This is a genomic window from Pseudomonas sp. NFIX10 (assembly GCF_900111955.1).
GTDB classification, from domain to species: Bacteria; Pseudomonadota; Gammaproteobacteria; order Pseudomonadales; family Pseudomonadaceae; genus Aquipseudomonas; species Aquipseudomonas fluorescens_AA.
Map to the genome: position 1 here is coordinate 1 of NZ_FOKH01000028.1, position 26,549 is coordinate 26,549.

Annotated in this window: 23 protein-coding genes, 3 tRNA genes and 1 pseudogene; 4 read left to right on the forward strand and 23 right to left on the reverse strand. The window is 59.9% G+C overall.

The features are described 5' to 3' along the window. Positions 1-294 (forward strand): annotated as a pseudogene (locus BM321_RS30710) (IS110 family transposase); the annotation flags it as partial. A gap of 117 nt (positions 295-411) precedes the next feature. On the opposite strand, the gene ampE reads toward BM321_RS30710, so the two are convergent. The 3 genes from ampE to BM321_RS22285 all read right to left on the reverse strand — a co-directional run bounded on the left by ampE (position 412) and on the right by BM321_RS22285 (position 4,083). Further along, positions 412-1,248 carry a regulatory signaling modulator protein AmpE gene (gene ampE / locus BM321_RS22275; RefSeq protein ID WP_092444801.1) on the reverse strand — a complete coding sequence of 279 codons (837 nt, stop codon included), beginning with the start codon at positions 1,246-1,248 and terminating at the stop codon, positions 412-414. Next, on the reverse strand, positions 1,245-1,805 hold the full coding sequence (ampD, locus tag BM321_RS22280; protein WP_092173299.1) for a 1,6-anhydro-N-acetylmuramyl-L-alanine amidase AmpD: 561 nt from the start codon (positions 1,803-1,805) through the stop codon (positions 1,245-1,247). Before ampD ends, ampE begins: the two co-directional genes overlap by 4 nt. A gap of 64 nt (positions 1,806-1,869) precedes the next feature. Then, positions 1,870-4,083: a DUF1631 domain-containing protein gene (locus BM321_RS22285; protein ID WP_092444803.1), complete on the reverse strand. Its 2,214-nt coding sequence runs from the start codon at positions 4,081-4,083 to the stop codon at positions 1,870-1,872. Between the two features lie 224 nt (positions 4,084-4,307). On the opposite strand from BM321_RS22285, the gene nadC reads away from it, so the two are divergent. Beyond that, entirely contained in the window at positions 4,308-5,156 is an 849-nt protein-coding gene (gene nadC, locus BM321_RS22290) for a carboxylating nicotinate-nucleotide diphosphorylase (protein ID WP_092444805.1), read from the forward strand. Positions 5,157-5,194: 38 nt separating this feature from the next. Here nadC and BM321_RS22295 read toward each other — a convergent pair whose 3' ends face one another. Beyond that, entirely contained in the window at positions 5,195-5,500 is a 306-nt protein-coding gene (locus tag BM321_RS22295; protein ID WP_072341097.1) for a DUF6388 family protein, read from the reverse strand. A gap of 303 nt (positions 5,501-5,803) precedes the next feature. Between BM321_RS22295 and BM321_RS22300 the strand changes: the two genes are divergently transcribed. Further along, positions 5,804-6,352 (forward strand): hypothetical protein, encoded by a 549-nt coding sequence (locus tag BM321_RS22300; RefSeq protein ID WP_092444807.1) that lies wholly within the window; start codon positions 5,804-5,806, stop codon positions 6,350-6,352. Positions 6,353-6,365: 13 nt separating this feature from the next. Here BM321_RS22300 and BM321_RS22305 read toward each other — a convergent pair. The 16 genes from BM321_RS22305 to rlmE all read right to left on the reverse strand — a co-directional run bounded on the left by BM321_RS22305 (position 6,366) and on the right by rlmE (position 21,906). Beyond that, positions 6,366-6,438: transfer RNA gene (locus BM321_RS22305), tRNA-Thr, on the reverse strand. A 125-nt stretch (positions 6,439-6,563) separates the two neighbouring features. Further along, positions 6,564-8,669 (reverse strand): polyribonucleotide nucleotidyltransferase, encoded by a 2,106-nt coding sequence (pnp, locus tag BM321_RS22310; RefSeq protein ID WP_092328543.1) that lies wholly within the window; start codon positions 8,667-8,669, stop codon positions 6,564-6,566. 194 nt (positions 8,670-8,863) lie between these two features. Then, positions 8,864-9,133, reverse strand: a complete 270-nt coding sequence (gene rpsO / locus BM321_RS22315) for a 30S ribosomal protein S15 (RefSeq protein ID WP_011332409.1) — start codon at positions 9,131-9,133, stop codon at positions 8,864-8,866. A 143-nt stretch (positions 9,134-9,276) separates the two neighbouring features. Beyond that, on the reverse strand, positions 9,277-10,194 hold the full coding sequence (truB, locus tag BM321_RS22320; protein ID WP_060739216.1) for a tRNA pseudouridine(55) synthase TruB: 918 nt from the start codon (positions 10,192-10,194) through the stop codon (positions 9,277-9,279). A 3-nt stretch (positions 10,195-10,197) separates the two neighbouring features. Next, positions 10,198-10,599, reverse strand: coding sequence for a 30S ribosome-binding factor RbfA (rbfA, locus tag BM321_RS22325; protein ID WP_060739217.1), 402 nt, complete (start codon positions 10,597-10,599; stop codon positions 10,198-10,200). A gap of 159 nt (positions 10,600-10,758) precedes the next feature. Further along, positions 10,759-13,278 carry a translation initiation factor IF-2 gene (gene infB / locus BM321_RS22330; protein ID WP_092328546.1) on the reverse strand — a complete coding sequence of 840 codons (2,520 nt, stop codon included), beginning with the start codon at positions 13,276-13,278 and terminating at the stop codon, positions 10,759-10,761. Positions 13,279-13,305: 27 nt separating this feature from the next. Beyond that, on the reverse strand, positions 13,306-14,787 hold the full coding sequence (nusA, locus tag BM321_RS22335) for a transcription termination factor NusA (protein WP_003177868.1): 1,482 nt from the start codon (positions 14,785-14,787) through the stop codon (positions 13,306-13,308). A 59-nt stretch (positions 14,788-14,846) separates the two neighbouring features. Then, on the reverse strand, positions 14,847-15,305 hold the full coding sequence (gene rimP / locus BM321_RS22340; RefSeq protein WP_053118762.1) for a ribosome maturation factor RimP: 459 nt from the start codon (positions 15,303-15,305) through the stop codon (positions 14,847-14,849). 140 nt (positions 15,306-15,445) lie between these two features. Continuing rightward, positions 15,446-15,522 (reverse strand) — tRNA-Met (locus BM321_RS22345). 97 nt (positions 15,523-15,619) lie between these two features. Beyond that, positions 15,620-15,705 (reverse strand) — tRNA-Leu (locus BM321_RS22350). Positions 15,706-15,726: 21 nt separating this feature from the next. Beyond that, positions 15,727-16,110, reverse strand: a complete 384-nt coding sequence (secG, locus tag BM321_RS22355; RefSeq protein ID WP_003197714.1) for a preprotein translocase subunit SecG — start codon at positions 16,108-16,110, stop codon at positions 15,727-15,729. A gap of 4 nt (positions 16,111-16,114) precedes the next feature. Beyond that, positions 16,115-16,870, reverse strand: coding sequence for a triose-phosphate isomerase (gene tpiA, locus BM321_RS22360; protein WP_060739219.1), 756 nt, complete (start codon positions 16,868-16,870; stop codon positions 16,115-16,117). Between the two features lie 66 nt (positions 16,871-16,936). Further along, positions 16,937-18,274, reverse strand: coding sequence for a phosphoglucosamine mutase (gene glmM / locus BM321_RS22365; RefSeq protein ID WP_092202126.1), 1,338 nt, complete (start codon positions 18,272-18,274; stop codon positions 16,937-16,939). A gap of 16 nt (positions 18,275-18,290) precedes the next feature. Beyond that, positions 18,291-19,142 (reverse strand): dihydropteroate synthase, encoded by an 852-nt coding sequence (gene folP, locus BM321_RS22370; RefSeq protein ID WP_092444809.1) that lies wholly within the window; start codon positions 19,140-19,142, stop codon positions 18,291-18,293. 8 nt (positions 19,143-19,150) lie between these two features. Next, the gene (ftsH, locus tag BM321_RS22375; protein WP_092328553.1) at positions 19,151-21,064 is read right to left on the reverse strand and encodes an ATP-dependent zinc metalloprotease FtsH; all 1,914 of its coding nucleotides are present in this window, start codon (positions 21,062-21,064) and stop codon (positions 19,151-19,153) included. A gap of 191 nt (positions 21,065-21,255) precedes the next feature. Continuing rightward, the gene (gene rlmE, locus BM321_RS22380) at positions 21,256-21,906 is read right to left on the reverse strand and encodes a 23S rRNA (uridine(2552)-2'-O)-methyltransferase RlmE (protein WP_060739222.1); all 651 of its coding nucleotides are present in this window, start codon (positions 21,904-21,906) and stop codon (positions 21,256-21,258) included. A 106-nt stretch (positions 21,907-22,012) separates the two neighbouring features. On the opposite strand from rlmE, the gene BM321_RS22385 reads away from it, so the two are divergent. Then, positions 22,013-22,321 carry a YhbY family RNA-binding protein gene (locus tag BM321_RS22385; RefSeq protein WP_003177852.1) on the forward strand — a complete coding sequence of 103 codons (309 nt, stop codon included), beginning with the start codon at positions 22,013-22,015 and terminating at the stop codon, positions 22,319-22,321. A 9-nt stretch (positions 22,322-22,330) separates the two neighbouring features. Here BM321_RS22385 and BM321_RS22390 read toward each other — a convergent pair whose 3' ends face one another. The 3 genes from BM321_RS22390 to carB are packed head-to-tail and all read right to left on the reverse strand — an operon-like array spanning position 22,331 to position 26,464. After that, on the reverse strand, positions 22,331-22,735 hold the full coding sequence (locus BM321_RS22390; RefSeq protein WP_092328556.1) for an MFS transporter: 405 nt from the start codon (positions 22,733-22,735) through the stop codon (positions 22,331-22,333). Positions 22,736-22,763: 28 nt separating this feature from the next. Further along, positions 22,764-23,240, reverse strand: a complete 477-nt coding sequence (gene greA, locus BM321_RS22395; protein WP_092328749.1) for a transcription elongation factor GreA — start codon at positions 23,238-23,240, stop codon at positions 22,764-22,766. 2 nt (positions 23,241-23,242) lie between these two features. Next, positions 23,243-26,464 (reverse strand): carbamoyl-phosphate synthase large subunit, encoded by a 3,222-nt coding sequence (gene carB / locus BM321_RS22400; protein ID WP_092202117.1) that lies wholly within the window; start codon positions 26,462-26,464, stop codon positions 23,243-23,245. Positions 26,465-26,549: the final 85 nt, after the last annotated feature.

The following is a 26,549-nucleotide window of genomic DNA, read 5'->3' on the forward strand; positions in this document are numbered from 1 at the left end:
AAGAAAATCGTTCGCTGGCGCTATCAATGTTCAACCTTTTTGCGCCAGACATTTGTCGAGTGGGCTGCCCACAGCATCAATCAATCGGTATGGGCAGGGGCGTACTATCGCCAGCAGAAGGCCAAAGGCTGCTCTCATCAAGCAGCCCTGAGGGCACTGGCTTTTAAATGGATCAGGATCGTTTATCGGTGCTGGAATGCTGGATCCCAGTATGACGAGAGCGTCTATTTACAAGCCTTGGCCCGCCACGACTCGCCTTTGATAAGAGCACCGGAGGCAACGAAAGCATGTTGACGGAAGAGCTCAGGGCGTGAAGCAGACCTATTGATTCAAGGCTTAGAATTGCCAGGGGCCGCTCCGCGCCCCAGCGGGGATAAATCCCCTCGCCACAACGGCATGACCTTGCTGTTCTTATGCCAACACCGTCCACAACGCAAACCCGGCATACCAGAGCACCGCCGCACGCAGCAGCAATTCCCACAGCCGGTCCAAGCTATTGATGCCATCCGGCCCCGCGACAGGCTTGGGAATTTCGCCAGCCACCAGGCCGACCTTGTCGATGAGGTCGGCGGCGCTGATGTTCCAGTTCAACAGCTCATGCAGCATGACCCGGCTGACCGCGACGAAATTGCCCACCAGGGCGAAGCTTGCCGCCAGCAACCGCACCGGCACCCAATCGAAGGCATGGCGCATTTGCGCGGCCCGCTCGGCCACGCCAGGGTTCTGGCTGTGCTCGGCGGCCAGCGCCAGCAGTCGATAGCTCAAGGCCGCGACCGGGCCCAACACGAAGTACCAGAAAATCACCGCGAAAAAGCTCTGGTAGGCCTGCCACAACAAATGCCCCTGGACCCGCTCCAGCAATTGCTCACCGTCATCGGCCTCAATGTCCAGGTCGCGCTTGGCCACATGGGCTGCCGCTTGCAGGTCCTCCCGACGCCAGGCGTCGCGAAACGGCCCGAGGGCGGCCAGCAGATCGCCGCGCCCCAGGCTGTAAATCACCACCAGCAAATGCACCGGCAGCGCCAGCAGACCGTAGGTCACTGGCTCCAGCACCCACAAAAGCAGCGCCAACACGGCCACGGGCAGCAGGACCAGCACCGTCAGCACCAGCCAGGGTCGGTTGACCCACCGTGGGTTCGCCTCGAGCTTGTTCAGCTCGCGCAGCCAACCGCCGTCGCGCTGGACCCGCTGGCGCAAGGCCGAGAATTTCTCGATCCAGACGGCCAGCAGCAACACCAGAAAACTCATTGTCCTTCCCCTTCTGTCAGGGCCGCGCGATAGCGCGCCCAGTCGAATGCCGGTCCCGGATCGGTCTTGCGCCCCGGTGCGATGTCGCTATGCCCGCAGATACGCTGCACAGTGATCGCCCTGAACGCCGCTTGCAACTGCCGGGTCAGGTCCACCAATGCGACATATTGCGCGTCGGTGAACGGCAGATCATCCGTGCCCTCAAGCTCGATGCCCAGGGAAAAATCGTTACAGGTCTCACGCCCCTCGAAGCACGAGACGCCCGCATGCCACGCACGATCCAGACAAGAGACAAATTGGGTCACGGCGCCGTCACGCTCGATCAGAAAATGCGCAGAAACCCGCAGGTCGGCGATACCGGCAAAGTAGGGATGTTCCGTGACATCCAGACGATTCTGGAAGAATTCCTGCACCTTGCCGGTGGCGAATTGTGCCGGGGGCAGGCTGATGTTGTGGATCACCAGCAGGGAGATTTCGCCTTCGGGGCGCGCATTGAAGTTGGGCGATGGGCAATGACGCACCCCTTCGCACCAACCGCTCGCGGAGTCCAACTGCATACAGGTTCCTTCGATGACGACGGTGAATGTCGTCAGTATGCCGTGATCGGACCGGGCTGCGCGATCACTTGCCGCGATTGAGCTGGCGCAGATTGCCCAGCACCGACTCCAGCGCCCGGTCGAACAACAGGGTGTCGTCCAACAGCCGCGCCGCGCCGCGACGAAACTCCAGGGCCAGGCTGGTGCGGCTGTGCTCCAGCACCTTGAGGCCGGTGCGATTGACGAAGACGTATTTGCCGGTGGCCTCGATGATCGCCGCCAGCTTGCAACGCAGGGTATTGTCATCGTCCTCCTGGAACTCGACCCAGCTTCCCAGGTGCAACTGGTCGACCTGCAGCAGGCCGACATCATCCGCCGGCAAATGCACCGCCACGCTCTCCCCCGCCGTTTTTTGCGGAGGGCGCAGGACGATTTTTTCCAGCACCTCGACCATGACTGGCGAATCGAACGGCTGGGCCTGTTCCGTTGCCTGGCCCGTGCGTTCGAGCGCCTGCACATGCAGGACTTCCAGCTCACTGAAAAACTCGCTGGTGGCGAACGGGTCGAACGCCGAACGGCTCAGGCCTTCACGCAGGGCCTTGAGCAGCTCCGGCACCATCGCCAGCAAACGCAGGCCGGCGTCCGGTTCGTCATGCGGCTGGACGCTCCAGATCAAATGCTCCAGGGTCAGGACGTCGGCCTGCCACTCGGCGGAGTACTTGCCGTGCTTGAAACAGGTCAGCAACAACACCTGGCTCCAGGCGTGTTGCACGAACTCCACCACGGCTTGCGGCAAGACTTTGCCCAGCATCACCTGGTTCAGCGCCCCTTCGACCCGCTGGCGCGCCAGTTCGGCCTTGGCCCGGCCCTCTTCGGCGTCGCGGATACGCTGCTCGAGTAACTCGCTGCGCCGCCGCTCGTCACTGGTGAAGGCCAGGAAATCGGCCAGCAGCTCGGAGAAAATCGCCGGGTCATCGACGAAATCATTCAGCAGGCGCTGCACGACCTGTTCGATGCGCAAATACAGGCTGTCGCGCTGATGATCGTCGCAATCGCCCCAGCCCATGGCGGCGGCCGCGATTTCGTTCAGCAGCCGCCGGGCCGGATGATTGCCACGGCTGAAGAAGCTCTTGTCCTGCACCGCGACCTTGAGCATCGGGATCTGCAGGCGGCCGATCAGGGCCTTGAAGGAGTCTGGGAGGTTATGGTCGTCGAGGATGAACTCGAACATCATCGAGATCAGGTTGATCACGTCTTCATCGGCGCCTTCGACCACCCGGGACTTGCCACTCCTGACGCTGACCCGGGTCAACAGTTGTTCGAGCTGGCTACGCAGGTCGAATTCGTCCTGCACGGCAGGCGCTGGCACGTACTGCTGCAAATGCGAGAGCAGCCGCAGCAGGTCACGGGTCGAGATCGGCTGGGGCGGCGCGCTGGCTTCCAGGGTCGGCGCCACACTGCCACGCACTTGCATCAGCAGCTTCTGCAAGGCGGCGAACACTTCCTGCACGCTGTCGTCGACCTCGGCATCGCTGGGCTGGGCAGCGATTTCGGCGTTGGGCCTGGGAGTATCCTCGGAGCGATCCGACGCCCGGCGCGCCGGGGTCACCTTGAGCTCCGGCAAGATGCCCGTGGCGGCCAGCAGTTGGTTGGCCTCGGTATAGAGCTGGTCGCACTCGCTGAGCACATAACGCTCGAAGAGCTTGAGCAGGATCAGCTTGACCTTGATGCCCACGCCCAGGTTACGCCCGGCCTGCAGGAACTTTTCGCACAGCAGTGCCGGGCTCAGGGGGTTGTACTGGTTGGCCAGCGGTCGGTCCAGCAGTACACCGAGCCGGGCCGTCAGTTGCTCCAGCGACACGCCATCGCGCCTGAGCACCCGAGTGACCATGGCCTCGACCGCCAGATGACGTTCCAGCTCATCGTGGGAACGCTGTGCCTGGCCGTCCGGCGCCAGGGCGGGCGCCAGGCTGGCGTGGGTCAGGTCGTACTGGGCCAGGCTGACGAAGGTCTCGAAAAACTGCTCGATGAATTCCCGCTCGATGCTTTTGCGCTTCAGGCGCAGGTCCCGCATGGCCTCGAAGTACAGGTTCTGCTCGACGTCGTCGCGCGCCCGGTCGGCCATTTCAAACAAGGTGTCGTCGGCGTTATCGAACAGCCCCTGCAAGCCCAGGCGCAGCTGTTGGGCGGCCTTGTCGCGAACCTGAAGCAGAATCACAGGCAGGCGGGCGAGCGGCGAACGATTCGCCTGATCGGTAGCCACCTTGTGCAAAGGCACTACATTCCCGTCGTTGTGCATCCTGGCCTCCTGAAACGGTTTTCGGTTCGCAACGTCAAAGCTATGACGTCAATCGAAAGGCGGATTATCGGGTAAAACAACCCTGTCGTACCAGCAGACTCTGTGAACCAGCTCGAAATACGGCGCAAATAAGTGACCGGGAAAATGAGGAAATGTTGCGAGGACGCGACCAAATGCAGGTTTCGACACCCTATAATCACGCCACTTTGTTTGTGGAGCCCGTTATGCCGAATCTACGCCTCGCCGATCTGACCGCCGAAATCGAAGCCAACGTGCGCCGTGCGTTGCTTGAAGACATCGGCAGCGGCGACATCACCGCGCAACTGATCCCCGCCGAACGCCTGGCCAAGGCCACCATCATCACCCGCGACGCGGCGATCATCAGCGGCACGGCCTGGGTCGATGCCGTGTTCCGGCAACTGGATCCGCGTGTCGCGGTGCATTGGCAAGTGCACGACGGCGACCGGGTCACTCCCGATCAGGCGCTGTTCCACCTGGAGGGCCCGGCCCGCTCGTTGCTGACCGGCGAACGCAGCGCCCTGAACTTCCTGCAAATGCTCTCGGGCGTCGCCACGCGGGCCCGTTACCTGGCCGACTTTGTCGCCGGGACCCAGGTCAAGCTGCTGGACACCCGCAAGACCCTGCCCGGGCTGCGCCTGGCCCAGAAGTACGCGGTCACCTGCGGTGGCTGCCATAATCACCGCATCGGCCTGTACGACGCCTTCCTGATCAAGGAAAACCACATCGCCGCCTGCGGCGGAATCGCCCAGGCCATCGCGGCCGCCCACAAGATCGCACCGGGCAAACCGGTGGAAATCGAAGTGGAAAGCCTGGCGGAGTTGAACGAAGCGCTGGCGGCCAGCGCCGACATCATCATGCTCGACGAACTGAGCCTGGACGACATGCGTGAAGCCGTGCGCCTCAATGGCGGCAAAGCGAAGCTGGAGGCCAGCGGCGGGATCAACGAAAGCACGTTGCGCCCGATCGCCGAGACCGGGGTGGACTACATCTCGATCGGCGCGATGACCAAGGATGTGAAGGCAGTGGATCTGTCGATGCGCTTGAGCCTCTGACAACAAAAAACGCCAGCCTTGAAAGGCTGGCGTTTTTTTCAGACCACCAGATTGTTCATCTCGCAGTACTCATCCCATTCCACACCCAACACCTCGGCCGCTTCCTTGTGCAACGCAAGGCGCTGTGCCTCGAATTCTTCAGGCGTGCTGGTGTACTTGAGCGTCAACTCCCAGGGTTGCAGCCCCTGGGCTTCGGCCTCGTCCTCGAATGCCCATTGGATCTGATCCTTCTGATCGTCGGCGGACAAGTCCTTGATCTCTTCCAGCAACTGGGGCGCATCCAGCACGTACTTCTTCAGCGCTTCTTCGTGCCTGGCTTCCTGGGTCAATGCTTTAACAGTCATGGCGTTCTCGTTGATCGGGGGAATGGAAGATGGATCTGGATCATCAAGGATCTCTCTGACGCAAAAAACCGTGTGAAGCCCGGTTTATCTGGCCTTCAGAACCATTCGTGGATCATCTGAAAACTGCTGGGCGATGCACATGCAGGCAACGAATATAGGATGTTTTGCCGACGATTTACACGGTTCTTTACATCTATCCCACAAAAAAACCTGTGCAGAAGAAGCGCTGCGGACCCTGGAACATCTGTCAAAATAACCAGACATAGCCATGTGCCATGCCGGCACTTCACAAGGAACCCAGTGATGCGCAGCTTTTCGAAACGCTCGTCGATCCAACTTGCCACCGCGACCTTGCTGCTTGGCAACCTGACCTTGACTGACGTTGCTCAAGCGGCGGTTGAAGTCTCCTCCGATGGGCCGTCTTACCACGACTTTATTCCCGCCCTTCACTACGACCAATCCGATAAGTACAAGCTCGTCAAGACCGATGTCAGCGCCAGCGTCCTGGAAAGCCTGCCGAAAAGCGTGAAGAACAATACCGACGAACTGGAAAACCAGAAGCGCACCCTCAGCGAGCAGGCCCGTCAGATCGAAGAACTCAAACGCAACAGCGGCTCCAGTTCCACCTCCAGCAGCAAAGAGATTGACGAACTCAAGCGCACCATCAAGGAACAGGAACGCGACCTGAACGACCTTGGCAAACAAGTGGAAGAACTCAAGCGCAATAGCGGCTCCAGTTCGAGTTCGAGCAACAGCGAGATTTCGTCCCTGAAACGGGAACTCAGCGATCAGGATCGAGAGATGGACCAGCTCAAACGCACGGTCGAGGAACTGAGCAGGAAGGTGAAATAACGAGGGGAAATCTTGCCCGAGACAGGAATCGAACCTGCGACCTTCGCGTTACGAGTGCGCTGCTCTACCGACTGAGCTACACGGGCGGTGGCTAAAACTAGCACCGTCTCCGGTGGCCAGGCAACCTGCCTGGCCGGGATTTTCGTCACACAGCAAAACGCCCCGAACCAGTCGGGGCGTTTGCTTGTTCAGCGCTTAGGCGATGGGGTGATTAAACGCCCGATGCCTTGGCTGCTGCGACGTCCTTGATGGACAGCTTGATACGGCCGCGGTTGTCCACGTCCAGTACCAGCACTTCCACTTCCTGGCCTTCCTTGAGGATGTCGGTCACTTTCTCGACGCGAGCATCGCTCAGCATGGAGATGTGAACCAGACCGTCCTTGCCCGGCAGGATGTTGACGAACGCGCCGAAGTCGACGATGCGTTCAACCTTGCCGACGTAGATCTTGCCGATCTCGGCTTCGGCAGTGATGCCCAGGACGCGCTGGCGTGCCGCTTCTGCCGCTTCCTTGGTTTCGCCGAAGATCTTGATCGAACCGTCGTCTTCGATGTCGATCGAAGCCTTGGTTTCTTCACAGATCGCACGGATGGTCGCGCCGCCTTTACCGATGACATCACGGATTTTGTCGGTGTCGATTTTCATCGCGATCATGGTCGGAGCATTTTCCGACAGCTCGGTACGGGACTGACCGATGATCTGGTTCATCTGGCCGAGGATGTTCAGGCGCGCTTCCAGGGCTTGGCCCAGGGCGATTTCCATGATCTCTTCGGTGATGCCCTTGATCTTTATGTCCATCTGCAGTGCGGTAACGCCCTTGGCGGTACCGGCCACTTTGAAGTCCATGTCGCCCAGGTGGTCTTCGTCACCCAGGATGTCGGTCAGAACGGCGAATTTCTCGCCTTCTTTCACCAGCCCCATGGCGATACCGGCAACCGGGGCCTTCATCGGCACACCAGCGTCCATCAGGGCCAGGGAAGCGCCGCAGACCGAAGCCATCGAGCTCGAACCGTTGGACTCGGTGATTTCCGATACCACGCGAATGGTGTACGGGAACACGTCAGCGGCTGGCAGCATGGCCTGAACCGAACGACGGGCCAGACGGCCGTGACCGATTTCGCGACGACCGGCGCCACCCATGCGACCACACTCGCCCACCGAGAACGGCGGGAAGTTGTAATGCAGCATGAACGGGTCTTTCTTCTCGCCTTCCAGGGTGTCCAGCAGTTGCGCGTCGCGGGCGGTGCCCAGCGTGGCAACGACCAGGGCCTGGGTTTCGCCACGGGTGAACAGTGCCGAACCGTGGGTCTTGGGCAGGACGCCAACTTCGATGTTCAGCGGACGTACGGTGCGGGTGTCGCGACCGTCGATACGCGGCTTGCCGTTGACGATGTTTTCGCGAACGGTGCGGTATTCGATTTCACCGAAAGCAGCTTTCACTTCAGCGGCAGACGGCTGGCCTTCTTCACCGGACAGCTTGGCAACGACCTGGTCTTTCAGCTCGCCCAGGCGCGCATAACGGTCGGCCTTGACGGTGATGGTGTAGGCCTGGGAGATCGCTTCGCCGAACTCGGCACGGATCGCAGCCAGCAGTTCAGTGGCTTCGGCTTGCGGAGCCCAGGTCCAGGTTGGCTTGGCGGCTTCGGCGGCCAGTTCCTTGACGGCGTTGATCACCACCTGGAACTCATCGTGGGCGAACAGCACGGCGCCCAGCATCTGGTCTTCGGTCAGCTCTTTGGCTTCGGATTCAACCATCAGCACGGCTTCGGAAGTACCGGCCACGACCATGTCCAGGCTCGAGGCTTTCAGTTGCTCGTAAGTCGGGTTCAGCAGGTAGCCGGTGCTTTCGTGGAACGCGACGCGGGCAGCGCCGATCGGGCCATCGAAAGGAATGCCGGAGATGGCCAGGGCAGCCGAGGTACCGATCATCGCAGCGATGTCCGGATCGGTTTTCTTGCTGGTGGACACGACGGTGCAGACAACCTGCACTTCGTTCATGAAGCCTTCTGGGAACAGCGGACGGATCGGACGGTCGATCAGTCGGGAAGTCAGGGTTTCTTTCTCGGAAGGACGGCCTTCGCGCTTGAAGAAACCGCCAGGGATCTTACCGGCAGCGTAAGTCTTTTCCTGGTAGTGAACAGACAGAGGGAAGAAACCCTTGCCTGGATCGGCTTGCTTGGCACCGACAACGGTCACCAATACGCTGACGTCGTCGTCAACGGTGACCAGCACTGCGCCGGAGGCCTGACGGGCGATACGGCCAGTCTCGAGGGTAACGGTCGACTGACCGAACTGGAATTTTTTGATTACCGGGTTCACGGTGTCCTACCTTCTTTGTGGCTCTTGGGGAACTTGTCTTCTTGCGAAATTCTTGGGCAATGACGGGAATCGGCCCGACGCTTGTCCAGGGTAAAACGTGTATCCAGATAAAACTTGAGGCTGGGAGCCTGCCATGCGCCAGCGGGATACCCACTGACGCACGACAGACCACCAACCTCTAGCGCAATCGCTTGTTAGCGACGCAGACCCAGGCGAGCGATCAGAGCGCTGTAACGGCTCACGTCCTTGCCTTTCAGGTAGTCCAGCAGCTTACGACGCTGGTTTACCATGCGGATCAGACCACGACGGGAGTGGTGATCCTTACCGTTGGCCTTGAAGTGACCTTGCAGTTTGTTGATGTTGGCGGTCAGCAGTGCAACTTGCACTTCTGGCGAACCAGTGTCACCAACAGCTTGCTGGTAGTCAGCTACGATTTGAGCTTTTTCTTGAACGTCGAGAGCCATGAGGCAATCCTTCTAGTCAGGAAACTGTTCCGAGGAAACAGCTTCAACAGGCCAGGGACAAATCCCTGTATCTATAAATGAGTAGTGACCGTGCCTGTTAACAGCCACACTCGCCAACCTGCTGTTACGCAGGCTGGTTCCGGTCATTCCGACCGAATCAGTCGACGCGGCGCAATGCGCCCGTCTTCGCTCACTTCACCGATACCGATGAAACGACCGTTGTGATCCTGTACCCGGACCATGCCGAACTTCGGCGCATCCGGGGCGCGTACCGGCTGGCCGTTGAGCCAGTAGAACGCACTGTGTTCCGAGAACTGCAGGAGCGGCCAATCCAGCAACCCGCTGTCCGATGGCATCAGGAAACGGTCGACCGCTTCGTTGCCGCCTTCGGCATGCACCGCTTCGAGCTCTTCCAGCGTGACCGTCTGGGCCAACGTGAAAGGCCCGGCCTGGGTCCGTCGCAATTCTGCCACGTACGCGCCACAGCCGAGCTGCTCACCGATATCCTCCACCAGGGTCCGGATATAGGTGCCTTTGCTGCAATCCACAGCCAGCCGCGCAGTATTACCGTCAAAGGCCAGCAATTCCAAGCGCGCAATAGTAACAGAACGCGGTTCGCGCTCCACTACTTCGCCTGCACGGGCCAGTTTATACAACGGCTGCCCATCACGCTTCAAAGCGGAGTACATCGGCGGTATCTGGCTGATTTGCCCGCGAAAACCCGGCAAGACCGCTTCGATATCCGCCTGACCAACGGTCACCGGGCGCTCCAGCAAAACCTCGCCTTCGGCATCCGCCGTGGTGGTGGTCTTGCCCAGTTGCGCCAGGGTTTCGTAACCCTTGTCGGAATCGAGCAGGTACTGGGAAAACTTGGTCGCCTCGCCAAAGCACAGTGGCAGCACGCCGGTGGCCAGCGGATCGAGGCTACCGGTGTGCCCGGCCTTTTCAGCATTGAGCAGCCAGCGAACCTTCTGCAACGCCGCGTTGGAGGTGAACCCCAGCGGCTTGTCGAGCAGGATGATACCGCTGACGTTACGACGGATACGTTTGACCTGAGCCACCGATTACTCCTTGGTGTCTTCGGGGTCAGCCGCAACCGGGTGCTGGCTGTCTTGCGCCACGGCGCGCTCGATCAGTGCCGACAGATGCGCACCCCGTGCGACGCTTTCGTCGTAGTGGAAGTGCAGCTGTGGGACGCTGCGCAGCTTCATCTCCCGGGCCAGCTGCATACGCAGGAAGCCGGCGGCCGAGTTGAGCACCTTGATGCTCTGGGCGATTTCTTCGGCGCTGTCCTGACCCATCACGGTGATGAAGATCTTGGCGTGACCGACGTCACGGCTGACTTCCACTGCGGTGATGGTGACCAGGCCGACGCGCGGGTCTTTGACTTCGCGACGGATCAGTTGGGCCAGCTCGCGCTGCATCTGATCGCCGATTCGTTGGGTACGGCTGTATTCTTTTGCCATGTCTTGTTACCTGTTACTGCCCCACGGTGAAACCCGCGAGGTCTGAAAGCGGCAAACGCCCGGCCTGGCAAAAGCCAGACCGGGCGTTGCGTTTAGAGTCCGCCAGCCAGGCAGTGCATGTTCATGCGACTGCCCAGTGCGGCTCTTGAAGTGCGCGAGTCAGAGGCTGCGAGCAACCTGGACCTTCTCGAAGACCTCGATCTTGTCGCCGACCTTGACGTCGTTGTAGCTCTTGACGCCGATACCGCACTCCATGCCGGCACGTACTTCGGAAGCGTCATCCTTGAAGCGGCGCAGGGATTCCAGCTCGCCTTCGAAGATCACGATGTCTTCACGCAGTACACGGATCGGACGGTTACGGTGAACGACACCTTCGATCACCATGCAACCGGCGATGGCGCCAAACTTCGGCGAACGGAACACGTCGCGAACTTCGGCCACGCCCAGGATGTTCTCCCGCACGTCGCTGCCCAGCATACCGGTCAACGCTTTCTTGACGTCTTCGATGATGTCGTAGATCACGTTGTAGTAACGCATATCCAGGCCTTCCTGCTCGACGATCTTGCGAGCGCCGGCATCGGCACGCACGTTGAAGCCGAACAGTACAGCGTTGGAAGCCAGTGCCAGGTTGGCATCGGATTCGGTGATACCACCGACACCGCCGCCGACCACACGCACTTGCACTTCGTCGTTACCCAGGCCATTCAAGGCGCCGTTCAACGCTTCGAGCGAACCACGGACGTCGGATTTGAGGACGATGTTGAGCGTCTTCTTCTCTTCCTGACCCATGTTCTCGAAGATGTTTTCCAGCTTGCCGGCGTGAGCGCGAGCCAGTTTGACTTCGCGGAACTTGCCTTGACGGAACAGAGCCACTTCACGGGCTTTCTTCTCGTCAGCCACAACGCTCATCTCGTCGCCAGCATCCGGGGTGCCGTCCAGGCCGAGGATCTCGACCGGGATAGCCGGACCGGCTTCCTTGATGGACTTGCCGTTCTCGTCGAGCATGGCGCGCACGCGGCCATAGTTCGAGCCGACCAGCACCATGTCGCCTTGACGCAAGGTACCGTCCTGGACCAGGACGGTCGCCACCGGGCCACGGCCCTTGTCGAGACGGGACTCAACGACCACACCACGGCCAGGAGCCGAAGGCGTAGCGGTGAGTTCCAGAACCTCGGCCTGCAACAGAACGGCTTCGAGCAGTTCGTCGACGCCGGTACCCATCTTCGCCGAGACCGGAACGAATGGAGTGTCGCCACCCCACTCTTCGGAGGTCACGCCGTGGACCGACAGTTCGCTACGGATGCGATCGAGATCGGCGCCCGGCTTGTCGATCTTGTTCACCGCAACCACCAGCGGCACACCAGCTGCCTGGGCATGCTGAACGGCTTCGATGGTTTGCGGCATGACGCCGTCGTCCGCTGCAACCACCAGGATCACGATGTCGGTCGCCTTGGCACCACGGGCACGCATTGCGGTAAACGCGGCGTGACCCGGGGTGTCGAGGAACGTCACCATGCCGCGGTCGGTTTCAACGTGGTAGGCACCGATGTGCTGGGTAATGCCGCCCGCTTCACCGGCCGCCACCTTCGCACGACGAATGTAGTCGAGCAGGGAGGTCTTACCGTGGTCGACGTGGCCCATGACGGTCACGACCGGTGCACGGGAAACCGCCTCACCTTCAAACTTCAGGGACTCGGCCAGGGAATCTTCCAGGGCGGTGTCGCTGACCAGGGTCACTTTGTGGCCCAGCTCTTCAGCAACCAGTTGGGCAGTTTCCTGGTCCAGTACCTGGTTGATGGTGGCTGGCGTACCCAGTTTGAACATGAACTTGATGATTTCAGCAGCCTTAACCGACATCTGCTGGGCCAGATCGCCCACAGTGATGGTCTCGCCGATCTTCACTTCACGCACGACAGGGCCGGTAGGGCTCTGGAAACCGTGGGCGTTGCGTTTCTTCAGCTTGGCCTTGCCGCGACCGCCGCGACGGAAGCCATCGCTTTCCTCGTCGGTGGTACGTGGCGCAACACGAGGTGCTGGTGCCTTTTCCTTGACCGATGCACGATGAGGCGCGTTCTTGCGCTCGCCATCGCCACTGCCACGACGGTTGTCGTCGGCACGTGGCTTGTCTGGACGACGCTGTTCATCGCGCTTGCGGGTATCGGCCGGAGCCGGCGCCGGAGCCACGACGGGCACCGCTTCGCGCACAGGTTCGGCGACCGGGGCAACAGCCTCGACGGCTTCTACCGGAGCGGTTTGCGCAGCAGCAGGCTGGCGGCGCGCTTCTTCTTCGGCGCGACGCTTGGCTTCTTCTTCAGCCTTCTGACGAGCAGCATTTTCTACTGCGCGACGTTCTTCCTGTTCGCGTTTGCGCTCGGCTTCGATTTCTTCCGGGCTGCGTTGTACGAAGACTTTCTTCTTGCGTACTTCAACGCTGATGCTTTTGCTACCGGCAACACGCAGGGTGCTGGTGGTTTTACGCTGCAGAGTGATCTTGCGCGGTTCTTCCACTTTAGCCTTGTGACTGCTCTTCAAGTGAGTCAGCAGGGACTGCTTCTCACTGTCGGTCACATGTTCCTCGGCGGCGGTGTGCGGCAGACCTGCCTCACGCATCTGCTGCAACAGGCGCTCTACCGGTGTTTTGACCTCATCGGCCAGTTGTTTCACCGTGACTTGCGTCATGCACTTCTCTCCTCAGGCCGCGCCTAATTACTCGAACCAGTGGGCTCGGGCGGCCATGATCAACTTGCCGGCACGATCATCGTCAATGCCGTCGATGTCGAGCAGATCGTCAATAGACTGCTCGGCCAGGTCTTCGCGGGTAATTACGCCGCGCACCGCCAGTTCCATCGCCAAATCCTTGTCCATGCCCTCAAGCGAGAGCAGGTCTTCGGCCGGATGGGCGTCTGCCAGCTTTTCCTCAGTAGCGATGGCTTTGGTCAACAAACGATCCTTGGCCCGAGCGCGAAGCTCGTTGACGATTTCCTCGTCAAAGCCGTCGATGTTGAGCATTTCCTCCACCGGTACGTAGGCAATCTCTTCCAGGCTGGTAAAGCCTTCATCCACCAGCACCTGCGCCAGTTCTTCATCGACTTCAAGCTCTTCGATGAAGTTGCGCAGGATATCGCCGGTTTCAGCTTGCTGTTTAGCCTGGATGTCCGATTCGGTCATCACGTTCAGGGTCCAGCCAGTCAATTGGCTGGCCAGACGCACGTTCTGACCACCGCGACCGATGGCCTGAGCCAGATTGTCTGCGCCAACGGCGATGTCCATGGCGTGGGCATCTTCGTCGACGATAATTGCCGCCACTTCAGCAGGCGACATGGCATTGATCACGAACTGAGCCGGGTTGTCGTCCCACAGGACGATGTCCACGCGCTCGCCGCCCAACTCGCCGGATACGGCCTGGACACGCGAACCACGCATGCCAATGCAGGCACCTTGCGGGTCGATGCGCTTGTCCTTGGAGCGGACCGCGATCTTGGCACGCGAACCCGGATCACGGGAGGCGGCCATGACTTCGATCAGGCCTTCAGCAATTTCCGGCACTTCGATGCGGAACAACTCGATCAGCATTTCCGGCGCTGTACGCGACAGGATCAGCTGCGGGCCCCGATTCTCGGTGCGGATTTCCTTGAGCAGCGCACGCAAACGCACGCCAACCCGGAAAGTTTCGCGAGAGATGATGTCTTCGCGAGCCAGCAACGCTTCGGCGTTGTTGCCCAGGTCGACGATCACGTTGTCGCGGGTGACCTTTTTCACGGTGCCGGAGATGATTTCCCCCAGGCGCTCGCGATAAGCGTCGACCACTTGTGCACGCTCGGCTTCGCGAACTTTCTGCACAATAACCTGCTTGGCAGTCTGTGCAGCGATGCGACCGAACTCAATGGATTCGATTTTTTCTTCGACGACATCACCGACCTTGGCGCCCGGATGCGTTTCTGCAACCTTGCTTGGCCAGGTTTCGATAGCCGGATCGTCCAGGTCGGCTTCCTCGACGACCGTCCAGCGACGGAAAGTCTCGTAGGCACCCGTGTGGCGATTGATCTCCACACGCAAATCAACTTCGTCTTCGAACCGCTTCTTGGTAGCAGTGGCCAGAGCCAGCTCCAGCGCTTCAAAAATAACGTTAGCCGGTACGCCCTTTTCATTGGATACCGACTCAACAACCAGCAGTACTTCTTTGCTCATCGTACGCCTCGCCTTTCGCAAGCCATTGGATCCGCGGGATCCGCAGTATCTGGCACGTATCAGTCAAAACTGGGAATAATGTTGGCCTTGTCGATCATATCGATCGGCAACAGGAACTCATGGTCATCTACCTGCACCACGACGTCCTGCTCTTCTACACCGCGCAGAAGGCCTTGGAAGTTGCGTCGACCTTCGAAAGGCGAGCGCAGCTTGATCTTCACTTGTTCACCGGCAAACAAAGCGAACTGTTCAAGTGTGAACAGGGGGCGCTCCATGCCAGGCGAGGAAACTTCAAGGGTGTATTCGGAGGTGATTGGATCTTCGACATCCAGTACACCGCTGATCTGACGGCTGACGATGGCGCAATCGTCCACCAGCACGCCGCCTTCCTTATCGATATAAACGCGCAACAGTGAGTGGCGACCTTGAGCCGAAAACTCAATACCCCAGCATTCATAGCCAAGGGCCACGACCACCGGGGCCAACAAGGCCTGCAACTGTTCTAGCTTGCTCGACACCTGAACCCCCTCGTGCATGTTTGTGCATGCTGTGCAAATAAAAAAAAATGGGCGAATCGCCCATCCCTGAAACGCCGTCGAATAGCGGCGTTATAAAGTGTCCAGCTAACAAAAAGCCCCTTGGAAGGGGCCCCTGAAACTGGTTGCGGGAGCCGGATTTGAACCGACGACCTTCGGGTTATGAGCCCGACGAGCTACCAGACTGCTCCATCCCGCGACAAAGCTGGGGCGGAAGTATACGACCGATCCTTTACAGGGTCAATGTAACCCTTCCACCTACAAGAAAGCCCGCAATCGCGGGCTCTCCTGATAATTGGTACCGAGAAGGGGACTCGAACCCCTACACCCTATGGGCACAACCACCTCAAGGTTGCGTGTCTACCAATTCCACCACCTCGGCAATACAGCGTTTGAAACCTTCTTACTTCTGCTCTTGAGCTGGAGGCACGTCAGTCGCCGGGTTGGCCGACTTTTGCTCTTGAAGCACCGGGACATCATCAGAAGCCGGTTGTTGCTTGGGCGCTTCCAGTACCGCTGGGTTTGGCAAACCTACTTGAGTCAGCTCGTGAGCTTTCTCTTTAGCAAAGTAACCTAACCCTAAGCTGGTCATGAAGAAACCGGCGGCAAGTATAGCAGTAAACTTACTAAGAAAGGTAGAGGAACCTTGGCTTCCGAACACAGTATTTGAAGCACCTGCACCGAAAGACGCACCAGCATCCGCACCTTTACCCTGCTGCAGCAATACGAGAGCAACTACGCCCAGTGCACCCAGCAGATGAAAAACGACTACGACTGTTTCCAGCATTTTTTCAGTTTCCCGCGGCGCGACAGATCGCACCGAACTCATCTGCATTCAGGGACGCTCCACCAATGAGCCCCCCATCGATATCCGGCATGCCGAACAGTTCGGCCGCATTGGCCGCCTTCACGCTGCCGCCGTATAGAAGCCGCACACCTCGTGCCACTTCAGAATTCTCTTCCGCCAACTGCGCGCGGATGGCTGCGTGCACATCCTGCGCCTGTTGCGGCGAAGCCGTCAGCCCGGTACCAATGGCCCAGACCGGCTCGTAGGCAATGACTGCCTTTGCAAAAGCACCGACACCCAGGTCTTCGATGATGCTGCCGAGCTGACGCCCGACAACCTCGAGGGTCTTGCCGGCTTCACGCTGCGCGAGGGTTTCCCCTACACACAACACCGGAATCAGACCACAGGCCTGGGCCGCAGCAAACTTGCGGATCAAGGTCTTGTCCTGCTCGCCCATGATCTGGCGACGCTCGGAATGTCCAACCAGGACCAGGGAGCAACCTGCATCCACCAACTGACTCGGTGCAATCTCACCGGTCAACGCACCCTGCATGGATTCCACCGCAGAGTTCTGCGCGCCGACCGAAATCGACTTGCCTTTCAAGCCATCAATCACTTGATTGATATACAAGCAAGGCGGGAATACCGCGACGTCAACACCGCTTGGCAAGGCCAGATGACGAAGGCCATTGATCAGCTCAGCGACGCTGGCGCGGGTACCGTGCATCTTCCAGTTACCAGCTACCATAGGGCGACGCATGCTGTACCTCGTCGGTCAAAGTGGGCGCAGATGTTACCCAACCGATTCATGACTGGCAAGCCGAATTCAGGCAGAAACTTCAGTAACCAGTTTTGCCAGCTCTTCGGCATAACCGCGAACTTGCGCTTCGTCCTCGCCTTCGACCATGACACGCACCAAAGGCTCTGTGCCGGACTTGCGCAACAACACGCGCCCACGCCCCGCCATCGCCGCAGTCACACGCTCGCTGGCCTGCTTGACCTGCGCATGTTCGAGAGGGTTTACACCGCCACCGAAACGCACGTTGATCAACACTTGCGGGCATTTACGCAATGCCTGGCGCGACTGTGCGAGCCCTTCGTTGCGCGCCTTGAGCGCCATCAGCACCTGCAGGGCCGCAATGATCGCATCACCGGTGGTGGTATGGTCGAAGCACACGATGTGGCCGGAGTTCTCGCCCCCGATCACCCAGTTGCGCTCCAGCAACTCCGAAATCACGTAGCGGTCGCCGACGTTGGCCCGCACGAACGGGATATCCAGGTCCGCCAGGGCCAGTTCAAGCCCGAGGTTGCTCATCAAGGTGCCGACCACGCCGCCCTGCAGCTTGCCGCGCCCATGCAGGTCACGAGCGATGATGAACAGCAGTTCGTCACCATCGACCACCGTACCGGTGTGATCGACCATCAGAACCCGATCACCGTCGCCATCGAAGGCGATACCGAGATCGGCCTGCTCGGCCAGCACTGCAGCCTGCAACGCCTCGGTATGGGTGGAACCACAGTTGTGGTTGATGTTCAGGCCATTAGGCTGGGCGGAAAGCACCACCACATCGGCACCCAACTCGCGAAAGACGCTTGGCGCGACTTTATAGGTGGCGCCGTGAGCACAATCGACAACAATTTTCAGGCCGGAAAAGCTGGTACCGGTCGGCACGCTGCCTTTGCAGAATTCGATGTAGCGACCCGATGCATCGTTGATCCGCGACACCTTGCCGATCTTGCTCGACTCGACCACGGTCATCGGCGCGTCCAGCAGTTCTTCGATCATCAGCTCGATGTCATCCGGCAACTTGGTACCCTGGCCGGAGAAGAACTTGATGCCGTTGTCATCGTGGGGGTTGTGCGAGGCACTGATCACGATGCCTGCCTGGGCCTGGAACGTACGGGTCAGGTAGGCGATGGCCGGCGTCGGCATCGGGCCCAGCAGCATCACATCGGCGCCCGCCGACGTCAGGCCGGCCTCGAGCGCCGATTCGAACATGTAGCCGGAAATTCGCGTGTCCTTGCCGACCAGCACCTTGCAGGCGCCCATCTTGCGGAATGCCATGCCCGCCGCCCAGCCGAGCTTGAGCATGAAATCAGGGGTAATAGGGTATTCGCCGACCCGACCACGAATACCGTCGGTGCCAAAGTATTTCTTGCTCATAAGTGCTCCGTCATTCTTATTCGGCTGAATCCACAGCTGCGATCATCCGCACGACATCCATCGTCTCGGCTACATCGTGCACGCGCAATATGCGTGCACCTTTGGCAAGGGCCAAGGCCGCAAGGGCGAGACCACCGTACAGGCGCTCTCCCACCGGCCGACCCAGGGCATTGCCTATCATGCTCTTTCGCGAGACCCCAACCAACAGGGGCCGCCCCAGGGCGTGCAAGGCTTCCATGTGCTTGAACAGGCTCAGGTTGTGCGCCAAGGTCTTGGCAAAGCCGAACCCGGGATCAAGGATGACCCGCTCGGCGGGAATGCCCACGGCAGCACACTGATCCAGGCGCGCCGCCAGGAACTCACCCACCTCCCTGGTCACATCATCATAGTGCGGGTCGTTCTGCATGGTCCCCGGTTCGCCGAGCATATGCATCAGGCATACCGGCAACCCGGTGGCCGCCGCGGCGTCCAGGGCACCATCGCGCTGCAAGGACCGAACATCGTTGATCAGGCCCGCTCCCAGTCGCGCAGTCTCGCGCATGACCGCAGGCGTGGACGTATCGACCGAGATAATGACATCGAGTTCGCGATGGATGCGCTCGACAATCGGCGCCACCCGCTCCAGCTCTTCGATGGGCGAAACCGCGCGCGCACCCGGTCGGGTCGATTCCCCCCCTACATCGATCAGTGTCGCGCCAGCGGCCACCATGGCCTCGGCATGCCGCAGCGCAGCATCGAGCTGGCTGAATCGACCACCATCGGAAAAGGAATCAGGCGTGACATTGAGAATGCCCATGACATGTGCACGGGCCAAATCAAGAACCCGGTTGCCGCAAGGCAACCGGGTCGAGGACTGAACAGAAGTCATTTCAAGCCTTAGACATCAGCGGCCGGACCGCCAATCGGTGTTTCCGGACGCTCACCCTGCACCGCCGGAGGCGTACCGGAGGTACCGGTACCACCGCCCGACCAGTCACGAGGCTCACGAGGCTCGCGACCCGCCATGATGTCGTCGATCTGCTCGGCATCGATGGTTTCGTATTTCATCAGCGCATCGGCCATGGCATCGAGCTTGTCACGGTTGTCCGTGAGGATCTGCCGGGCAGTGCCATAGCATTGGTCGATGATGCTGCGCACCTCGGAGTCGATCAGCTTGGCCGTCTCGCCGGAGAAGCTTGCATGCTGGCCAGTGCCACCACGACCGAGGAACACTTCCCCTTCTTCTTCGGCATACATCAGCGGCCCCAGCTTCTCGGACAGGCCCCACTTGGTGACCATATTCCGAGCGATCTGACTGGCGCGCATGATGTCGTTGGATGCACCCGTGGTCACACCGTCGAAGCCCAACGTCATCTCTTCAGCGATACGACCGCCGTACAACGAACAGATCTGGCTGATCAATGCACGCTTGGACAGGCTGTAGCGATCCTCTTCCGGCAGGAACATGGTCACGCCCAAGGCACGACCGCGCGGGATGATCGAGACCTTGTAGACCGGATCATGCTCAGGCACAACACGACCAACGATCGCGTGACCCGCCTCGTGATACGCGGTGTTCTGCTTTTCTTTCTCCGACATGACCATGGATTTGCGCTCCGCGCCCATCATGATCTTGTCCTTGGCCAGCTCGAATTCCTTCATTTCCACGACGCGCTTGCCGGTACGAGCGGCGAACAGCGACGCTTCGTTGACCAGGTTCGCCAGGTCGGCACCGGAAAAGCCCGGCGTGCCACGCGCGATGACGGCCGGAGCGACGTCGTCGCCCATCGGCACCTTGCGCATATGGACCTTGAGGATCTGCTCGCGACCACGAATATCCGGCAGCCCCACCACGACCTGGCGGTCGAAACGACCTGGACGCAACAGCGCAGGGTCGAGCACGTCAGGACGGTTGGTGGCGGCGATCACGATGATGCCGTCGTTCATTTCGAAACCGTCCATCTCGACCAGCAACTGGTTGAGGGTCTGTTCGCGCTCGTCGTGACCGCCCCCCATGCCGGCGCCACGATGGCGACCAACGGCGTCGATTTCGTCGATGAAGATGATGCACGGCGCGTGCTTCTTGGCCTGCTCGAACATGTCGCGAACACGGCTGGCGCCCACGCCGACGAACATTTCGACGAAGTCGGAACCGGAAATCGTGAAGAACGGCACCTTGGCTTCACCGGCAATCGCCTTGGCCAGCAAGGTTTTACCGGTACCTGGCGGGCCTACCATCAGCACGCCACGAGGAATACGACCGCCCAGGCGCTGGAACTTGCCCGGATCGCGCAGAAACTCGACCAGTTCGCCCACTTCTTCCTTGGCTTCGTCGCAGCCTGCGACGTCGGCCAGGGTGGTTTTCACCTGGTCTTCGGAAAGTAGCCGGGCCTTGCTCTTGCCAAAGCTCATCGGCCCGCCCTTGCCACCGCCGCCGCCCTGCATCTGGCGCATGAAGAACATGAACACGGCGATGATCACCAGGATCGGGAAGCTGGCCACCAGGAGTTGGGTCCAGATGCTTTGCTGCTCGGGCTGCTTGCCTTCGACCACGACATGGTTGTCCACCAGGTCGCCAATCAGGCCATTGTCCTGGATTGCCGGACGAATGGTCTTGAAGCTGTCGCCATCGGTGCGCTTGCCGGTAATCACATAGCCATCGACGGCTACGCGCTCGACCTTGCCATCCTTGACCTGCTGGATGAAGTCGGAATAGTTGAGGGTCTGCGGCTCGTTAGGGCTGGAGAAGTTGTTCATCACGGTCACCAGGACAGCGGCGATGATCAACCACAGGATCAGATTCTTTGCCATATCGTTCAATTAACTACCCTCTGAAGCAAGCTCCGCTACTGGCGCGCGCTTCGCATGATATTCACCGGCCTAACTTACTACATTACCTACGACTCTGGCAGGCGCCGTCTGTAACCCTTTGTGAAACTTTGACCGCATAATTTTGATTACGCGGCTTTTTCAATGCGAGACAAAAAAAACTATCGCCCCGCTCAAAGACGCTCATCACTGGCCGCGCCTTCGACACCGCGAAAGCCCCGTGCCAGCAGATACTGCTCGCGAGAACGGTCACGGGACGACAATGGCTTGCGCATCTGCACCTTGTCGAACAACTTACGGATGCCCTTGTGGTATTCGTCGAAGCCTTCACCCTGGAAGACCTTGATCAGAAAATCACCGCCCGGACGCAAAACCCGCCCGGCAAGATCCAGGGCCAGCTCGCTGAGGAACATGGCACGAGGCATGTCGACAGCCGCCAATCCACTCATATTGGGGGCCATATCGGAAATCACAAGGTCAACTTGCGTATTTCCGACGGCTTCCAGGATTTTCGCCAGTACGGCGTCTTCCGTGAAATCGCCCTGGATAAAGGTCACATCAGGGATGCTGTCCATTTCCAGGATGTCGGAAGCGATCAAGCGGCCCTGGCCACCAATCAGACGACTGGTAACCTGGGACCAGCCGCCCGGCGCCGCGCCGAGGTCGATCACGGTCATGCCTGGACGGATCAGGCGATCCTTTTCCTGAATCTCCAGCAATTTATAGCTGGCACGAGAGCGATAACCGTCTTTTTGCGCCATTTTGACGTACGGATCGTTGAAATGCTCTCTGAGCCAGTTCTGGCTAGTCTTGGAACGGGCCACGGGCCACCTCTAAAAATAAAACGGGTCGTGATTAAGTGGGCGGTCCCGGACTTGCTCGGGTAAACTGGCCGCCGCTTTTTACAAGATCAGACGCAGGGGTCAGATTATGCCGCTCACTCAAGAGCAGAAGAAACAATACAAATCCATTGGCCACCATCTGAAACCGGTTTTGACTGTGGCTGACAACGGTTTGACTGAAGGTGTACTCGCCGAACTGGAACGCGCCCTGGGCGATCACGAGCTGATCAAGATCAAGCTCAACATCCTCGATCGCGAAGCCCGCCTGGCTGCCGTTGCCGAATTGTGCAAGACCGGCAAGGCAGACCTGGTGCAGGTCATCGGCAAGATGGCGCTGATTTATCGCAAGAATTTCAGCGTCAACAAGCAACTGTCGAACGTTCACCGTTTCAAGTGATGCCAAGGGTCAAGGGTGTGCTTCGCACACCCTGCCGCTCCACCCCGGAACCGGCTGCAAGACCAGTACCAGACCGGAAAAACCCAGCACCAGGTAACTGAATACCTGCCACTGGCTCGCATCCGGCCAGCCGAGATGCACGGCAAAGAACATCCCGCACGCGTACAACGACATGAGCAGCAATTGCCCACGAATGTCGCGCCATAGGCTGGCAAGGCCTTCGGCCTGAACCAGCACCAATGCCTGAAACATCACGCACGCCGCGGAAAAACCCACCAGCAGCGCCGTGAGCATGCCTGCGATTTCATCGATGAGCAGCGGTGCCAGGCCCACTCGACCCAGCACCGGCAGCAAACCGATGTGCAACAACCAGACACCGCCCACCCACAACATCTGGGTGAGCTGCCAGATCATGGCGCCCGCTCGCAGCGGGCGCCTTCGTTCAGATGTGACGGACTTCGACAATCTCATACTCGATGACACCACCCGGTGTCTTCACCGCCACCACATCGCCCTCTTCCTTGGCAATCAAGGCACGAGCAATGGGTGAACCGACGGAAATCTTGCCGAGCTTGATGTCTGCCTCGTCCTCACCAACGATCTGGTAAGTCACGCTTTCATTCGTCTCGACGTTGGCGATTTCCACCGTGGTGCCGAAAATCACTTTGCCGGTATGTGGAATCGTCGTGACATCGATGATCACCGCATTCTGCATGCGGCCTTCGATGTCTCGGACACGCGCCTCGACCATCCCCTGCTCCTCTCGGGCAGCGTGGTATTCGGCGTTTTCCTTGAGATCGCCCAGCTCACGCGCTTCACCGATAGCCTGGCTCAAGCGCGGGCGCTCAACCTTGGTCAGGAAAGCGTGTTCTTCTTCCAGGGCCTTCGCGCCCTGAACAGTCATCGGGTACTTGGTTATACTCATGCCTTCAATCCTGCATGTAGATCCTGCAAGCGACGTACGGTCTTCTCGGGACCGAACTTGAGCGCTTCGCAGATCGCTTCGCCTGCCGCAATGGTCGTGGTGCAGTAGATCTTGTGCTGCAGCGCATTGCGACGAATGGAGTAGGAATCGGCGATCGATTGACGACCCTCGGTGGTGTTGATGATCAGCGTGACTTCGTCATTCTTGATCATGTCGACCACGTGCGGACGCCCTTCGGTCACCTTGTTCACGCGGCGCACTTTCAGGCCCGCGGCTTCGATCAGCCTGGCAGTACCGGCAGTGGCGACCACTTCGAAGCCCAAGTTGATCAGATCACGGGCCACGCCTGCAACCAGTGGCTTGTCGTCATCACGCACACTGATGAACGCCGTGCCGCCAGTCGGCAGCACTTCGCTGGCGCCCATCTGGGCCTTGGCAAACGCCTCACCGAAGGTATCGCCCACGCCCATCACTTCACCGGTGGACTTCATTTCCGGGCCGAGGATCGGGTCCACGCCAGGGAACTTGGCGAACGGGAACACCGCCTCTTTCACGCTGTAGAAGTTCGGAATGATTTCTTTGGTGAAGTTCAGCTCTTTCAGGGTTTTGCCGGCCATGACTCGCGCCGCGATCATCGCCAGGGAAACGCCGATGCACTTGGAGACGAACGGCACGGTCCGGGAAGCGCGCGGGTTGACTTCGATGACGTAGATGTCTTCGCCCTGCAGGGCCAGTTGCACGTTCATCAGGCCGACGACGCCCAGCTCCAGGGCCATTTTCTTGACCTGCTCGCGCATCTCGTCCTGGATGTGCGCCGGCAACGAATAAGGCGGCAGCGAACAGGCGGAGTCACCGGAGTGAACACCGGCCTGTTCGATGTGCTGCATGATCGCGCCGATCACCACATCCTTGCCGTCGCTGACCGCATCCACGTCCATTTCGATGGCGCAGTTGAGGAAGTGGTCCAGCAGCACCGGGCTGTCGTTGGACACCTGGACCGCTTCGCGCAGGTAGCGCTTGAGTTCGTCTTCCTGATAGACGATTTCCATCGCACGGCCGCCCAGTACATAGGACGGACGCACCACCAGTGGATAACCGATCTTGGCGGCGGCACGAATCGCTTCGTCTTCGCTGCGCACGGTGGCGTTTGGCGGCTGACGCAGGTTCAGGCGCTCGACCATCTGCTGGAAGCGCTCACGGTCTTCGGCACGGTCGATCGCATCCGGGCTGGTACCGATGATCGGCACGCCGGCGGCTTCCAGGGCACGGGCCAGTTTCAACGGAGTCTGGCCGCCGTACTGGACGATCACGCCTTTTGGTTTCTCGACGCGGACGATTTCCAGCACGTCTTCCAGGGTCACTGGCTCGAAGTACAGGCGATCGGAGGTGTCGTAGTCGGTGGACACGGTTTCCGGGTTGCAGTTGACCATGATGGTCTCGTAACCGTCGTCGCGCAGGGCCAGTGCAGCGTGTACGCAGCAGTAGTCGAACTCGATGCCCTGGCCGATCCGGTTGGGACCGCCACCCAGGATCATGATCTTGTCCCGGGTCGATGGCGCGGCTTCGCACTCTTCTTCGTACGTGGAGTACAGGTAGGCGGTATCGGTGGCGAACTCGGCCGCGCAGGTGTCGACGCGCTTGTAGACCGGGAACACTTCCAGCTTGTGACGATGGGTGCGCAGGCTCTTCTCGGTCACACCCAGCAGCTTGGCCAGGCGCATGTCGGAGAAACCTTTGCGCTTGAGGCGGAACATCGTGTCGCGATCGATGCTGGACATGCCCAGGGTCTTGACCTTCTCTTCTTCCTTGATCAGATCTTCGATCTGCACCAGGAACCAAGGGTCGATCATGTTCATGCCGAAGATCTGCTCGACGGTCATGCCGGCGCGGAAGGCATCGGCCACATACCAGATGCGCTCGGCACCCGGCACGGTCAGCTCGCGCTTGAGCACGCTCATGCTCTCCGGGTCGTTCAGGTCCAGCTTCGGATCCAGGCCACAGACACCCACTTCCAGGCCGCGCAGGGCTTTCTGCAGGGACTCCTGGAAGGTCCGGCCGATGGCCATGACTTCACCGACCGACTTCATCTGGGTGGTCAGGCGGGCATCGGCCTTGGCGAACTTCTCGAAGGCGAAGCGCGGCAGCTTGGTCACGACATAGTCGATGGACGGTTCGAAGGACGCCGGGGTCTTGCCACCGGTGATGTCGTTCGACAGCTCGTCCAGGGTGTAGCCCACGGCCAGCTTGGCGGCGACCTTGGCAATCGGGAAACCGGTGGCCTTGGACGCCAGGGCCGACGAACGGGAAACCCGCGGGTTCATCTCGATGACCACCATGCGACCGGTGTTCGGGCAGATGCCGAACTGGACGTTGGAGCCGCCGGTTTCCACGCCGATCTCGCGCAGTACCGCCAGGGAGGCGTTACGCAGGATCTGGTATTCCTTGTCAGTCAGGGTCTGGGCCGGTGCGACGGTGATCGAGTCGCCGGTGTGCACGCCCATCGGGTCGAAGTTCTCGATGGAGCAGACGATGATGCAGTTGTCCTTTTTGTCGCGGACAACTTCCATTTCGTATTCTTTCCAGCCGATCAGGGATTCGTCGATCAGCAGTTCCTTGGTCGGCGACAAGTCGAGACCACGGGCGCAGATTTCTTCGAATTCTTCACGGTTGTAGGCGATGCCGCCACCGGTGCCGCCCATGGTGAAGGACGGACGGATGATGCATGGGAAGCCGAGGCGTTCCAGGACGGCGTTGGCCTCTTCCATGCTGTGGGCGATGCCCGAGCGCGGGCAGTCCAGGCCGATGGATTTCATCGCCTTGTCGAAGCGCGAACGGTCTTCGGCCTTGTCGATGGTATCGGCGTTGGCGCCGATCATTTCCACACCGAACTTCTCCAGGACGCCTTCGCGTTCCAGGTCCAGGGCGCAGTTGAGCGCGGTCTGGCCACCCATGGTCGGCAGCAGCGCGTCCGGGCGCTCCTTCTCGATGATCTTGGCAACGGTCTGCCACTTGATCGGCTCGATGTAGGTGGCGTCGGCCATGGCCGGGTCGGTCATGATGGTGGCCGGGTTGGAGTTCACCAGGATGACGCGGTAGCCCTCTTCGCGCAGGGCTTTACAGGCCTGGGCGCCGGAGTAGTCGAACTCGCAGGCCTGGCCGATCACGATCGGGCCAGCGCCGAGAATCAGGATGCTTTTTATGTCTGTACGTTTTGGCATGGGTTTGTCACTCAAATCCGCAGGTCAGTCGGCTAGGCCGTCGAACAATCTTTGAAGCGCCCGAAGGGGCCGCCGCACTCGGGGC

Bases quoted from the DNA above. Each gene is read 5' to 3' on its own strand.
- ampE (WP_092444801.1), bottom strand. From the start codon at position 1,248: ATGAGTTTTCTGGTGTTGCTGCTGGCCGTCTGGATCGAGAAATTCTCG.
- ampD (WP_092173299.1), bottom strand. From the start codon at position 1,805: ATGCAGTTGGACTCCGCGAGCGGTTGGTGCGAAGGGGTGCGTCATTGC.
- BM321_RS22285 (WP_092444803.1), bottom strand. From the start codon at position 4,083: ATGCACAACGACGGGAATGTAGTGCCTTTGCACAAGGTGGCTACCGAT.
- nadC (WP_092444805.1), top strand. From the start codon at position 4,308: ATGCCGAATCTACGCCTCGCCGATCTGACCGCCGAAATCGAAGCCAAC.
- BM321_RS22295 (WP_072341097.1), bottom strand. From the start codon at position 5,500: ATGACTGTTAAAGCATTGACCCAGGAAGCCAGGCACGAAGAAGCGCTG.
- BM321_RS22300 (WP_092444807.1), top strand. From the start codon at position 5,804: ATGCGCAGCTTTTCGAAACGCTCGTCGATCCAACTTGCCACCGCGACC.
- rpsO (WP_011332409.1), bottom strand. From the start codon at position 9,133: ATGGCTCTCGACGTTCAAGAAAAAGCTCAAATCGTAGCTGACTACCAG.
- rbfA (WP_060739217.1), bottom strand. From the start codon at position 10,599: ATGGCAAAAGAATACAGCCGTACCCAACGAATCGGCGATCAGATGCAG.
- infB (WP_092328546.1), bottom strand. From the start codon at position 13,278: ATGACGCAAGTCACGGTGAAACAACTGGCCGATGAGGTCAAAACACCG.
- nusA (WP_003177868.1), bottom strand. From the start codon at position 14,787: ATGAGCAAAGAAGTACTGCTGGTTGTTGAGTCGGTATCCAATGAAAAG.
- secG (WP_003197714.1), bottom strand. From the start codon at position 16,110: ATGCTGGAAACAGTCGTAGTCGTTTTTCATCTGCTGGGTGCACTGGGC.
- tpiA (WP_060739219.1), bottom strand. From the start codon at position 16,870: ATGCGTCGCCCTATGGTAGCTGGTAACTGGAAGATGCACGGTACCCGC.
- glmM (WP_092202126.1), bottom strand. From the start codon at position 18,274: ATGAGCAAGAAATACTTTGGCACCGACGGTATTCGTGGTCGGGTCGGC.
- folP (WP_092444809.1), bottom strand. From the start codon at position 19,142: ATGACTTCTGTTCAGTCCTCGACCCGGTTGCCTTGCGGCAACCGGGTT.
- ftsH (WP_092328553.1), bottom strand. From the start codon at position 21,064: ATGGCAAAGAATCTGATCCTGTGGTTGATCATCGCCGCTGTCCTGGTG.
- BM321_RS22385 (WP_003177852.1), top strand. From the start codon at position 22,013: ATGCCGCTCACTCAAGAGCAGAAGAAACAATACAAATCCATTGGCCAC.
- BM321_RS22390 (WP_092328556.1), bottom strand. From the start codon at position 22,735: ATGATCTGGCAGCTCACCCAGATGTTGTGGGTGGGCGGTGTCTGGTTG.
- carB (WP_092202117.1), bottom strand. From the start codon at position 26,464: ATGCCAAAACGTACAGACATAAAAAGCATCCTGATTCTCGGCGCTGGC.